Here is a 12776-nt window from a genome sequence, read left to right as displayed (position 1 = left end):
GTGTCCGATGAGGAGACGATAGAGCTCGCCTCGTTGGTGGTGACCGCTACCCGCTCGGGCGAAAACACCTTCGAGCTGCCGGTCGCCATCGATGTCCTGGACAAGGCGATCATCCAGAGCCAGAAGCCGATGGTGCTGATCTCCGAGGATCTACCGCGCGCAGACCGACGGCTATCGCGATTGGAGCCGTGCGGCCAAGGAGCAGGCCAACAGCAAGCTCAAGTCCGGATCCCGCCGTGAGTCGGCATTACGAGATCGGCGCCAAGTTCCTGCTTGGCGAGGACGCCCGCCTGAACCTCGTACTCTTCCAGATCGACACCGACGACGAGCTGACCGTGACGACCAACGGGGGCGGACGTGCAACCTACCGGAATGCGCCCGCACCCCGTCGCCGAGGTGTTGAGCTGCTGCTGGAGTCAACCCTTGGTCGGGGCTTTGTCGGCTCTCTGGCGGCGACCTATCTGGACAGCGAATTCACCGAGAGCTTCTCGACCTGCGCAGGCATTCCTTGCCGTACCGTCGCGCCGACGCTCAATCTCACGACCGTCGAAGCGGACATCTCCGCGGTGAGCGTCAACGACGCAAACGGCCGGTTCTACGCGCCCGGTCCCGGCACCGGTTTCCTGATCGGCCTCACGGCGAGCTACAGCTTCTGAGTCATTGCGCAGCGGAAGCCGTCACTCACCCCGCCCCGAGACGTTCCAGCAGGGTCTGCATGGCGTGCAGGACATGCCCGGCGATCAAGGTAATGAAGTCGGTTCTGTCGGCCTCCAGATTGGCCTTCTCCAAGGCATCGTAGTAGGCGCGGCGGCTGTCGGTGTCGCCGGGGATATTGGCGATGCAGTAGCCGTCGGCCAGCAGGCCCAGATTCATGACCAATCGCGCCGTGCGGCCATTGCCGTCGAGAAAAGGATGGATCGTGACCAGCCGCTCGTGGGCCTCGGCGGCGCGTACAACGGGGTGCAGGCGCAAGGATTCCTCTGTAAGCCACCGCCCGTAGTCCTCCATCAGCTTGGGTACGGCCCAAGGCTGCGGCGGCAGATGGCGGCTGCCGGAGATCATCACCGGCAGGTTGCGGTAGCGCCCGGCGTTGTCGCGGTCGATGCCGCGCAGCACCAGCGCATGAATGTGACGCACCTCGGCTTCATCCAGTGCCGTGCCCCGGGCCGCCAGCTCACGGATATAGAGGATGGCTTCGTAGTGGTTGATCGCCTCGAGATGCTCGCGCAGGGGCTTGCCGCCGATCGTGAGGCCCTTGTTGACCACCAGATCGGTCTCGCGCAGGGTGAGGGTGTTGCCCTCGATGCGGTTGCTTTCGTAGGTGTACTCGATATCCAGCGCTTGTTGAAGTTGTGCGCTGGTCAATGGCCGAGCGGCATCGAGCCGGGTCTTCAGACCGTCGATCTGCTTGAGAAGAGTCTCGATCTCGGCCATCGTCATGGTTTCCTTCGGTGCGTCGGCGGCCTTGTCCGCGGAACCGACCTGCTTACCAATGCTCGGGGATCCATCTCCGATCGACCATCGTCGCCTGGTCGTCGTAGGCGTCCTCCATGTCGCGATCCGGCAGCTTGACCTTGGTTTTGGGCAGCGGGTCGTACGGGAATTGGCTCAGCAGGTGGCGGATCACGTTGAGGCGTGCCCGCTTCTTGTCGTCGGAGCGCACGATCGACCAAGGGGCCGCATCCGTGTCGGTGGCGCTCAGCATGAGGTCGCGTGCGCGTGAGTATTCGTACCAGCGCTTGCGGGACTCCAGGTCCATCGGAGAGAGCTTCCACTGCCGCACGGGGTCTTCGATGCGGGCGCGGAAACGTCGCTCTTGCTCGACCTCGCCGACCTCGAGCCAGTATTTGATCAGCGTGATGCCTTGCTCGACCAGGTTGTTCTCGAACCAGGGGGTCGCCACCAGGAAGTGATCGCGCTCGTCCTCGGTGCTGAACCCCATCACGATCTCCACCCCGGCGCGGTTGTACCAACTGCGGTCGAATATGACGACCTCGCCGGCCGCCGGGAAATGATTGAGATAACGCTGCATGTAGAGCTGTGTCTTCTCGCGGTCGGAGGGCGCCGGTAGGGCGACGACCTGGAAGACGCGTGGACTCAGGCGCTCGGTGATCGCGCGAATGGTGCCGCCCTTGCCGGCGGCGTCGCGTCCCTCGAAGACGATGACCACGCGCTGCCCGGTGAGCTTGATCCACGCCTGCAGGGCGCTGAGCTCGATTTGAAGCTCGCCGAGCTCGCGCTCGTAATCCTTGCGGCGCATCTTCTCTCCGGGGGCGGCCGTTTCGGGGGCTGTCCCCTCGTGCTTCGCTTTCTTCTTCCCCTCGTGTTTCGACATGCGCTCACCTCCTCTCGCTTGGTGCATCCACAGCCCTTTGCGGGGACGCGGATTAATAATATATTTTTTTTAATATTTTAAACCGCGCCGACTCCAGCGATCGTCAAGCCTGCCGGGGCCGATCCTATCCAAAAACATCGCATACCGGGTTGGGCGCGGTTTAACTCTGCATCTGATGCGGACTCTCGGACTCGGCGCCGCTTGCCGTGTCCGGTTGCTCCCACGGAAAGTGAGGCAGGCCGAAGAAGGCATGGCGCACACTCTCGATCCAATCTCGGGTCAATGTTTTCAACTCCGCGGAGTCCTCCTCCAGCCGGAGGCGGTGCGACGGCGCCAAGGCGTCTTTCGGGCAGATCGCGACCTCGAAGGGCGGCCCGACGGTCAGGTTGGACCGCGTCGTCCCGGCAAGCGAGACCAGGCATACGCGTGCTCCGTCGTTGAGTGAGAGGGTGGGCGTCACGATCTGGTCCAGGATCGGTTTACCGTACTTGCTCTCTCCGATCTGGAGAAAGGGCGTCTCGGGCGTGGCGGCGATGCTGTTTCCCTGCGGGTAGATCAGGAAGAGTCCGTGGGGCTGACCTCCGATCTGTCCCCCCAGGATAAAGGTGGCCTCGACGCTCGCGCCGATCTGTCGCAGCGCGGGACCATGCTCGTTTTGAACCGCCAGGTTCACCTGGCCGATATAGTTCGCCGCCTCGAACAGGTACTCCACGTTTGCGAGCGTGACGGCGGGGGGCAGGTCGGTTTGGCTCGGATTGGCCGCTTGATCGAGATCGCGACGAATGCGGTTCAACACCTCCTGGGTGGTTGCCAAGTTGCCGGCTGCAAGCAGGACGAACATCCGGTCGGGCGCCGGTTGGAAGAGATGCAGCTTGCTGTACGAGGAGATGTAATCCACGCCCGCGTTGGTGCGGGAGTCGGATGCCATCACAAGGCCCTGGTCGAGGCAGAGTCCAACGCAATAGGTCATTCGGGTGAATCTCCGAGGAGTGGAAGAGGCGGTCGACCCGGGTGATGCGGATCGACGAAAGCCGCCTTTCCACCCGAGCGGAATCACGAAAATACGAGCAGCATCGAACTTCGTCCGGGCAGCGTCAAGAACCCGCAGCTGGTCGGCGGTGCCGGCATGGGATTGTCATCGCGACGTGCGAGCATAGACAATGAACGTAACTGTCGGGTCATCCGGCGACCTATCCGGGGAGAGTCAGGTGAAAGAACGCAACGTCGACGTCGCCATCATCGGCTCCGGCACCGCCGGGCTGAACGCAATGGGGCAGGTCCGCCGAGCGGGCAAGAGCTTCGTCCTGATCAACGGGGGCGAGCCGGGAACGACCTGCGCCCGGGTCGGCTGCATGCCGTCCAAGGCCATGATCCAGATCGCCGAGGATTATCATCGGCGCACGCATCTGGGCAAGTTCGGCATCGACGGTCATGAGGGCATGACCCTGGATATCCCCGAGGCGCTCGAGCATGTCCAGGACCTGCGCGACACCTTCGTGGATCGCGTCCTCGGCAGCAGCACCGACGACATGCCGGAGGATCTCTTCATTCAGGACTACGCCCGTTTCGTCGAGCCGACCCTGATCGAGGTCGCCGGTCAGCGGATTCGCGCCAAGGCCGTCGTGATTGCGACCGGCTCGCGACCCTTGGTGCCCGAGCCCTGGAAGGCGTTCGGCGACCGCGTCATCACCACCGACGACATCTTCGAGCTCGAGGACCTGCCCGCCGCGATGGCGGTGATCGGACTCGGGACCATCGGTCTAGAGATCGGTCAAAGCCTGGCTCGGATGGGCGTGGAGATCACCGGGTTCGATGCGCTCGACCATATCGCCGGGGCTCAAGACCCGGAGGTCAACCAATCCGCCATCGAGGTGCTCGGCAAGGAGTTTTCCATCCATCTGGGCGTGCCCGCCGAGATCGTCGAGGAAGGCGACCGGTTGCGGGTCACCGCGGGCGAGCAGAGTGTCCTGGTCGACAAGGTGCTGTGCAGTATCGGGCGCGTGCCCAACGTCGAGCGGCTCGGGCTGGAGAACCTAGGCGTCTCGCTCGACCCGCGCGGCATCCCGCCCTTCGATCCGAACAGCATGCAGGTCGGCGATCTACCGGTCTTCATCGCGGGCGACGTCTCCGGATACCGGCCGATCCTTCACGAGGCCGGCGACGAGGGCAAGATCGCGGGCTACAACGCCGCGCGCATCGACACCGCCGCCGCGCCCGAGCGCTTCCGCCGCAAGACCCCGCTCTTCATCAACTTCTGCGACCCCAACATCTGCGCCGTCGGGATGCGCTGGAACGCGCTCGACCCGGAGACCACCGCAGTCGGACAGATCAAGCTCGCGCCGGTCGGACGTGCGCTCATCATGGGCAAGAACAAAGGGGTCATCCGCGTCTACGGCGACAAGGCGACCGGTCGCATCCTCGGCAGCGAGATGATCGGACCCAAAGGCGAGAACCTCGCCCATCTTCTCTGCTGGGCGATCGCGCAGGGCCTGACCGTTGGCGACCTGCTGCGCATGCCCTTCTATCACCCGGTGATCGAGGAGGCCCTGCAGGCCGCGCTCTACGACCTTTATTCAAAGGTCGAGGCCAAGAACAGCGGTGGTATTACCGAGCTGGAGCGCCTGCAGGATTGACCGGGTGAAGAAGCATTTCCGGACCGGCCCGTGCGGTTTTCGTCGTCTTTAGACGACGCGAAGCGGAATGGGTCGGGTGGACACGCGCAGCGCAATCCACTCCGGATGCGGTTTAGCGTCAACCAAGAGGACATGAGATGGAGCTGTTGGACGGTATCATCCGGATCGATTCATTCCTTGCCGTGACGATCGGCATCGTCGTGCTGTTCGTCGGCAAGTTGTTGAACACCCAGATCGGTTTCCTGCGGGAGTTCAGCATCCCCGAGCCGGTGACCGGTGGGTTGCTCTTCTCGGTCCTCTTCGGGCTGCTCTATTTCGCCTCCGGGCACGCGATCGAGTTCGAGCTGCGCGCGCGCGATATCCTGCTGGTCTATTTCTTCACCACCATCGGTATCAATGCGAGCGCGCGTGATCTGCTGGCCGGGGGGCGCCCGCTCTTGATCCTGCTGGCCATCACGATCGCCTTCATGTTCGCGCAGAACCTCACCGGGATCGGGGTGGCCTCGCTCTTCGATCTGCCGGCGGCGGTCGGTGTGGTCGGGGGCAGCATGTCCTTGATCGGCGGGCACGGCACGACGATCGCTTGGGCACCGTCGATCGCCGAGAATTTCGGGATCAGCAACGCGATGGAGATCGGTATCGCCAGCGCGACCTTCGGCCTGATCCTTGCGAGCATCATGGGCGGTCCGATCGCGAAATTCCTGATTACGCGCCACAAGCTCACGCCCGTGCCGCAGGTCGTCGAAGAGATTCAGGACGTGGGGCTGACCGACAAGCAGCGCAAGGAAGGCGTCGATCACATGGACTTTCTGGGCGCCGTCCTCGCCATCCACATCTGCATCATCATCGGCTTCGCGCTGAACAAGGCGATTGCGGAGGCCGGTCTCATGCTGCCGCTCTTCGTGACCTGTCTCTTCGCGGGCATCCTCATCACCAATCTGGTGCCCAAGAATTTCTCCAAATGGAGCGGGGTGACTTGGCCGACACGCACCCCGGCGGTCGCGCTGATCGCCGACATCTCGCTCGGTGCCTTTCTCGCCATGTCGCTGATGAGCATGCAGCTCTGGACCCTGATTGATCTGGCCGGGCCGATCTTCACCATCCTGGCAGCCCAGTTCGTGCTGGCGGTCGTGGTGACCCTCTTTGTCCTGTTCCCTTTGATGGGCAAGAACTACGATGCGGCGGTCGTCTCGGCCGGGTTCGGCGGCGTCACGCTCGGCTCCACACCCACGGCCATGGCCAACATGGCGGCGGTGACCCAGCGATTCGGACCGTCGCACCGGGCCTTCATCATCGTGCCCCTGGTCTCGGCCTTCTTCATCGACCTGACCAATGCGATGGTGATTCCCTTCTTCCTCAGGACATTTTCGGGTTGAGCCGACCGACGCAGCCCCGAGGGATCCACCGATCCTCGGGGCACTTCTCGCGTTTGGGTGCGACTCACAGGTCTCGCGGGATGTAGACATACGCAGGCGGGACGCCGGCGCCGACGATCTTGATCGCGTTGCTTCCGAATAGACTGCCGAGCGAGACGGTCTGCCCGGCCGGGAAGTCGCCGATCTTGACCTCGTTCCCGGTCACCTCATAGGTACCGGTGCCGGGCGGCATCACGAGCGAGACTTGGCAGGGACTCGATTGACAGGTGCCCGTCTCTCCGGGCTTGAGCGTGATCTGCATGACCCCGGTCACGTGCTCGCCGCTCGATGCGCAGGCGGCCAGCAGCGCGGATGTGCCGACAAGCAGTGCGCGGCGGGCGAAACGGAATCCTAAGCCCGGAAGCTCGCCCCATTGCTCGAAGTTCATCGTTTCTCTCCTCTTGAGTGATGTCCCAAAACGGTTAAACCAAGCCGCGCAACGGATCGCTGCACGCCACGAGGGCCGTAGGTTTTATCGAGCCGTGCGAGGCGCACCCGACCGTCGGCGGACGTTGTGCTTCCTATCGTCAGCACAACCTACGAGTATGAAGGGAGATCGCCCTCGACCCGTCAGGGCACAGGTCGCGCCATCTGATCCACATCCAAGCCCATCTGACCGACCTTTTGATTCAGCGCCCGAAATCGGACACTCATGTCCGAGACGCTGGTCGTCATCCCGCCGACCCGCTGCTCCATCTCGACGAGGTCGTCGGTCATTGCGCCGACGTCTTCGTTCATCTGCGCCACCTTCACCGCCAATGCCTCCATCTGCTCGCGCAGCACGGGCATGAGACGGACCTCCTGCTCCATCAGGGTCATGTCGTCGCGAATCTCGGACATGCGTGCCGAGACGGTCGCGAAATGGCCGTACATCTCGTTCAGGTTCGCGATGATGGCCCGGGTCTCCATCATCAGTTGATTGACGAAATAGAGGTTGGCGAGCGCGAGGATGCCGATGAGCACGAAGAAGACGCGAGGCGCGACCGCCTTGCGACCGGCCTTCTTCTGGTCGCGGATGCGTCGGGTCAGGTCCGCTTCCGTGCCTTCGAGGATCTCGATGATCCGATCGGTCTGTGTGTTGTCGGGCATATCCATGATCCGAGCGGGTTCAGCGAAACGGGTTCATCTGGTTGAAGAAGCGCATCGGCTTGGACATGTGATTGACGTCCTGCATCATCCGCATGAGGCTATCGTCCATTACAGCAAAGGAGAGACTCATGTCGTTCACCTGCAGGGTCATGAGACCGAGGTTCGTATTCATGGTCGCCACGCGTTCCGTCATGGTCCCGATGCTGCCGCTCATGTGTCCGACGTTGCCTTGGATGTTGTCGACCTGAGCGATGATCCCGGGCAGGCTGGCGACATCCTCGGTCATTCGGGCCATGCTGCGGCGAATGCTGAACATGTCGTCCGACATGACGCCGAAGTGGATGTTCATGGTCGCCACGGCATTGCGGAGCTCGGGCGCTTGGACAGAGAGGATGATAACCAGCAGAGAGATCGTCAGGACGACGGCGAAGAGATCGAACAGCGCCAACCTCGACAGCACCGAGATCCGTCGATCGAGAAACTCTTGTCGCTCGCCGAGCAAGCGAATGACCCGTTGCAGGCGGTCGATCGCCTCGTCGATGCGGTCTTCATCGGCCATGCGGAAGGTGTCCTCGTCAAGCTCGGGTGATCATCGGATCGGCTGGATCGGGCGGAGCGACCTCGCCGCCGGCCCGCTGTCGCTCGCAATGCGCGATCAAGAGCGCGCACGCCCGATCATCGGGGGCATAGAGCCTAGCCTCGCTGAAGGCCGCGATGGCCTCGTCCCAAGCGCCCTCACGGTACTTTGAAAAACCCAGCTCGCACAAGCGGATGAATTCGGGCTCCTCGGCGTCGAGGGTCCCGGCCGCCAGCGCTCGGACGACCTCCGTCGGCAACCGGCTCTCGACGAGCACCATGGTCTCCCGCATGCCGCAAATCGCTTGGTCCATCTCGCGGATCTCGCGAAACGCCGACTTGACCGGGACGACCTCGCCGGGCCGGAAGAGACGCAGCAGCTGGGTGTTGCGTGTGAGCTGCTCGACGGACTCCGCAAAGGTCGCCGCTATCGGATAGACCACGAAGAGTGCCAGCATGACGATGATCGCCGAGACCACGATGGATTCCTGCAGGGCGCGTTGCGCCTCGCTCAGGAGATCCGCCTCGTCCAAAACGATGACCAATCGCCACGGCAGACCGAACCCCTCGCCGAAATAGACGACGTTCGCAAGATAGGTCCGGCCGTCCGTCACGGACCGATAGGCGTGGTCGGATCGGGCCGAGGCGCCGAAGGGTCCGATGGATGTCAGGGCGTTCCTGACCCAAGGCAGCGCGATCTCGCTCGTCGTCGGCAGGTCGTTGGTATCTGCCGAGCCTGCGTCCGGGCCGACGTCCGGGCCAGTGTCGGAGCGGGCGCCGATCTCGAGGCGATGCGGATAGGCGATGAGACGATCACGGTCGTCGAGCAGGAAGGCCGCGCTGTTGGGTCCGATGTCCTGGCGCGAGAGAAACGCCGAGAGGCTGTCGAGCGTCGCGTCCGCACCCAGCACGGCCAGGATGCGGCCCTCGCTGTCCAAGAGCGGGTAGGTGGCCGTAATCCCCAAACGGCCGGAGCCGCTGAACCGATAGGCGTCGGTCCATTGCAGGCGTCTCTCCGGGCGCGTGTTGACGTACCAGGGACGCTCGCGCGGGTCGAATGCGGGCTCCCGCTCGAGGTGCGCGAGGGGCCGGTAGTCGCGATCGCGCACGATGATGCGCTCCGTCGGCGGCGTGGCCCCGCGGTCGATCACCCGGGTTGCGGGCTCGGGCTCGGTCCGGGCCTGCACGAAGTTGCCGGCCTGATCGGCGATATAGAGGCCGGTCAGCTCCGGGGTGAAGACCACCTGTTGCCAGAAGAGATCGGAGAAGAGGACCTGTCCGGGGATAACGCGTGTGGCGGCGGCGACCGCGGCATTCGACAGGAGGTGGCCTTCCGCCACCCGCACGATCCCGGTCGCGTGCGCGACGACCTTCTCGGCGATCTCCTCGACGATCCGGCTCGAGAGCTGATAGACGACCGACTCCGCACGCTCCGACATCTTGTAGACGATGGCCATGACCGTGAGCATCATCGGGACCAGGAAGAGGAGGAGGATGGCAAACCGGAACGAGGCCAGCCGCCTCGGAATGAGACGGGCCAAGCGGGTTGGTCGGAGGATCTTCATCGGTTAAACCGCGTCCGGAGTGAAATGCGTCATTTTCATTTTGTGGTGGGCTTAGGGATGTTTCCGACCTTAGTGGAAACGCGGTTTAAAATTAATATTTTTCATCACTTAAACCGCGCCAGTTCCGACAACTGTCGGAGCTGGCGCGGCCAAACCAAGCCAACAGACTACGCATATCGCACCGGGCGCGGTTTAATAGAGCGGCAGCAGCCAAGGCACCAGGAGCACGCTCATGATCATCACCAACAGCGTCAGGGGCAAGCCGATGCGAATGAAATCCGCAAAGGTGTAGTTGCCCGCGGTCGCGACCAGGGTGTTGATGGGCGAGATCGGCGTCATGAAGGCGCTCGATGCCGCGAGCGCGATGATCATGGCAAAGGGGTAGGGCGATGCGCCCAAGGCTTCTGCGACGGCGAGTGCAACCGGGATCATCAGGACCGCATTGGCCGTGTTCACGATGAAGAGGCCCAGCAGCACCGTGATCGCGAACAAGACGCCGAGCACCACATGGGGGCCGGCGCCCCCGATCCAGGCCACCAAGGCGTTCGCCGCGATGTCGACCCCGCCGGTGCGGTCCAAGGCGAGGGCGAAGGGCATCATGCCCACGATCATGACGATGCTTCTGAGCTGGATCGAGCGGTACGCCTTGTCCAGATCGATGCAACGAAAAAGGCCCATCAGGAGACAGCCGATCAGCGCGGCCTGGACGTTCGGGACAAGACCGGTCGCCATCAGGGTCACGACGACAACGAGCGTCAGAACCGCGTAAGGTGCGCGCTTGGCCGCCGGAAGATATTCATCGAACTCCTTGGGGAGGTTCAGCACGATGAGGTCGCGCGTGTCGTCCTGCAGCCGGCGGATCGTCTTCCAGGGGCCGACGAGCAGCAGGGTATCGCCGATCTTGAGTGTCTTCGCACGCAGACCGTGCGGTGCGTGCGCATCGGGGCCGCGGCGCATCCCGACCACCGTCATCTCGGAGCGGACCATCAGCTCCGCCTCCGCGATCGTCTTGCCGGCAAAGCGCGACTCGTCCGCGATCATGATCTCCACCATCCCGATGTCCTGCGACCGGTCGAGGAAATAGCGGCCCGTGCGTGGAAGCAGCTCGACCCCGTAGCGCTCGCAGAACTCGGCCACGTCGATGCGCTTCTCCTCGAGATCGACGTCGATCAAGAGGATATCGTGCGCCTGCACAACGGTCTGCGGCGTGCGCGGGAGCAATTGGCGCGAACGCCCGAGACCGCGTTCGATCAGGACGATCCGCACACCGATCTTCGCGGGCAGATCAAGCTCCCCCAGTGTCCTGCCGAGCAAGGGTGAGTCCGGGCGTACGCGCACCCGGTACTCGCGATCGGCGAGCCGGTAGCGCTCGACCCACTGCATCAGCTTCGGGCGCATTCGGGCCGTCGGTGCCTCGGCCGTCTTGGGCCGAAGCCAGCGCTGCGTGATGAGCATGTAGAGGGTCGCCACCAGCAGGATCGGCAGCCCGAACGGCGTGAAGGAGAAGAAGTTGAACCCCTCCGCGCCGGTGCGGACAAGCTCGTAGTTGATGACCAGATTGGGCGAGGTGGCGACCAAGGTCATCATGCCGCTGATGAGTGCGGCATAGGCCATCGGCATCATCAACTGGCTCGCCGGGATGCGGCGCCGGCTCGCGATCCGCAGCACCACCGGCATAAAGATGGCGACCACCCCGGTCGAGCTCATGACCGAGCCGAGAAGCCCCACCGAGAGCATCAGCAGCACAAGCAGTCGCCAGGCACTGTTGCCGCCCCGCTCGGCCAACCAGTCGCCGATGCCGCGCGCCACCCCGGTGCGGGCGAGCGCCTCGCCGATCACGAACATGGCTGCGATCAGGACGATGTTGGGATTGCTGAAACCGGCAAGCGCCTCCTGCATCGAGATCACGCCGGTAAAGGGCAAGGACACCATCATGATGAGGGCCACGGCATCCACCCGCGGCCTGTTGATCGCGAACATCAGGATCGCGGCGCCGAGCATGAGAAGGACAATCAGAAGGTCTTGCGACATGCCGTTTCCTCCGTGGCGCTGCGACTCGTGACCGGCCCGGCGCGTTCGCGCTCGGGCCGGGAATCCCGCGCTCCGACCCGAAAAGCGTTTATCCTATCGGAAACAGCCATGGATCTCGCTCGCGCTGCCGTGCGAGCGTTGATGGCGATGTGCGCGGCGTGAACCGATCGGCATCGGAGACCAAAACTCATGTTGTCCATGCAAGCCCGGTATCAGCAATCCGACCCTCAACCGACCCATGACGACATCATCCACTTCTCGGAGGTGAGCTGGGACGACTACGAGCGCCTGCTTGTGATGCGCGGCGATCATTCCGCCCCTCGGATCGCCTACCTGGAAGGAGAGGTCGAGATCATGAGCCCGTCGCAGACCCACGAGAGCATCAAGTCCATGATCGGCCGTCTGGTCGAGACCTATTGCCTGGAGCGGGACATCGTCTTCTCGACCTACGGCTCATGGACACTCAAGGACAAGGCGCGCAACCGTGGTGCCGAGCCGGACGAGTGCTATGTCTTCGGGACAGCGCCGGCCGAGCGCCCGCATCTTGCCATCGAGGTCGTTTGGACCCATGGCCGTATCGACAAGCTCGAGATCTACCGCCAGCTCGGCGTCGCCGAGGTCTGGTACTGGCGCCAGGGTCTCATCCAACCCTACTGTCTGCGCGGCGAGCGTTACGAGCCGGTGAGCGAGAGCCAGGTCCTGCCCGGATTGGATCTGCCGCTCCTGATGCGTTTCATCGACGAGCCGACCACCTCACAAGCGATTCGGGGCTATCGCGATGCGTTGCGGGGCGATGAAAGGGGCTGATGCCCGAAAGCGTCGCCGACGGTTGCCGTGAAACGGCCGACCCGCCCCGGGATAGTCGACTTGCAGTCGACCTCTTCACCCTGGCCCCACGACCAGCCGTTCCGGGTCCACCCTCAAACCACCAACCCAAACCCAAAAATCACCTAAACCGCGTCCCCGCAAGGGTATCAAGAACCCGCAAGCCTCGACACAGACGCCAACAGCACCCATCCCAACGGACGCGGTTTAGTGTTACCGTGAAAGATGCTCTGCGCGGGAGACAAACCCGCCCGTGACCGCCCGGCGGCCTGAAAAACACTCAAACTCTTACGAAGGCTCAGGCAGC

General features: G+C 63.4%; 13 protein-coding genes. 5 read left to right on the top strand and 8 right to left on the bottom strand.

Going from position 1 to position 12776, the window contains the following annotated elements; genetic code table 11:
- Positions 1-240, top strand: a complete 240-nt coding sequence (locus BLV04_RS20230; RefSeq protein ID WP_139191980.1) for a hypothetical protein — start codon at positions 1-3, stop codon at positions 238-240.
- Entirely contained in the window at positions 237-656 is a 420-nt protein-coding gene (locus tag BLV04_RS20225; RefSeq protein WP_093036728.1) for a TonB-dependent receptor domain-containing protein, read from the top strand. Before BLV04_RS20230 ends, BLV04_RS20225 begins: the two co-directional genes overlap by 4 nt.
- A gap of 25 nt (positions 657-681) precedes the next feature.
- Here the strand turns inward: BLV04_RS20225 and BLV04_RS20220 are convergent, their stop codons facing one another.
- The 3 genes from BLV04_RS20220 to BLV04_RS20210 all read right to left on the bottom strand — a co-directional run bounded on the left by BLV04_RS20220 (position 682) and on the right by BLV04_RS20210 (position 3305).
- Entirely contained in the window at positions 682-1434 is a 753-nt protein-coding gene (locus tag BLV04_RS20220; protein WP_093036823.1) for a Fic family protein, read from the bottom strand.
- A 52-nt stretch (positions 1435-1486) separates the two neighbouring features.
- Positions 1487-2335, bottom strand: coding sequence for a polyphosphate kinase 2 (ppk2, locus tag BLV04_RS20215; RefSeq protein WP_093036725.1), 849 nt, complete (start codon positions 2333-2335; stop codon positions 1487-1489).
- Between the two features lie 160 nt (positions 2336-2495).
- Positions 2496-3305, bottom strand: a complete 810-nt coding sequence (locus tag BLV04_RS20210; protein ID WP_093036723.1) for a proteasome-type protease — start codon at positions 3303-3305, stop codon at positions 2496-2498.
- Between the two features lie 238 nt (positions 3306-3543).
- Between BLV04_RS20210 and BLV04_RS20205 the strand changes: the two genes are divergently transcribed.
- Together BLV04_RS20205 and gltS are read left to right on the top strand one after the other, a co-directional pair.
- On the top strand, positions 3544-4968 hold the full coding sequence (locus tag BLV04_RS20205) for a dihydrolipoyl dehydrogenase (protein WP_093036720.1): 1425 nt from the start codon (positions 3544-3546) through the stop codon (positions 4966-4968).
- Between the two features lie 137 nt (positions 4969-5105).
- Positions 5106-6344, top strand: a complete 1239-nt coding sequence (gltS, locus tag BLV04_RS20200) for a sodium/glutamate symporter (protein WP_093036717.1) — start codon at positions 5106-5108, stop codon at positions 6342-6344.
- A 64-nt stretch (positions 6345-6408) separates the two neighbouring features.
- On the opposite strand, the gene BLV04_RS20195 is transcribed toward gltS, so the two are convergent.
- From BLV04_RS20195 to BLV04_RS20175, 5 genes are all read right to left on the bottom strand, one after another.
- Positions 6409-6771: a hypothetical protein gene (locus BLV04_RS20195; protein ID WP_245731970.1), complete on the bottom strand. Its 363-nt coding sequence runs from the start codon at positions 6769-6771 to the stop codon at positions 6409-6411.
- 182 nt (positions 6772-6953) lie between these two features.
- A complete protein-coding gene (locus BLV04_RS20190; protein WP_093036714.1) occupies positions 6954-7472 on the bottom strand; it encodes a hypothetical protein in 519 nt (172 codons plus the stop codon).
- Positions 7473-7491: 19 nt separating this feature from the next.
- Complete coding sequence (locus BLV04_RS20185; protein WP_093036711.1) at positions 7492-8031, bottom strand: hypothetical protein; 540 nt, start codon at positions 8029-8031, stop codon at positions 7492-7494.
- A 16-nt stretch (positions 8032-8047) separates the two neighbouring features.
- Positions 8048-9613, bottom strand: coding sequence for a cache domain-containing protein (locus BLV04_RS20180; RefSeq protein WP_093036708.1), 1566 nt, complete (start codon positions 9611-9613; stop codon positions 8048-8050).
- A 192-nt stretch (positions 9614-9805) separates the two neighbouring features.
- On the bottom strand, positions 9806-11644 hold the full coding sequence (locus BLV04_RS20175; protein ID WP_093036705.1) for an SLC13 family permease: 1839 nt from the start codon (positions 11642-11644) through the stop codon (positions 9806-9808).
- Positions 11645-11833: 189 nt separating this feature from the next.
- Between BLV04_RS20175 and BLV04_RS20170 the strand changes: the two genes are divergently transcribed.
- Complete coding sequence (locus BLV04_RS20170; protein ID WP_245731969.1) at positions 11834-12451, top strand: Uma2 family endonuclease; 618 nt, start codon at positions 11834-11836, stop codon at positions 12449-12451.
- The last annotated feature ends 325 nt before the right edge of the window (positions 12452-12776 follow it).

This window comes from Thiocapsa roseopersicina, assembly GCF_900106925.1.
Lineage (GTDB): Bacteria > Pseudomonadota > Gammaproteobacteria > Chromatiales > Chromatiaceae > Thiocapsa > Thiocapsa roseopersicina.
The sequence above is the reverse complement of the archived record's forward strand: the minus strand, read 5'-3'. Positions and strand labels throughout refer to the sequence as shown.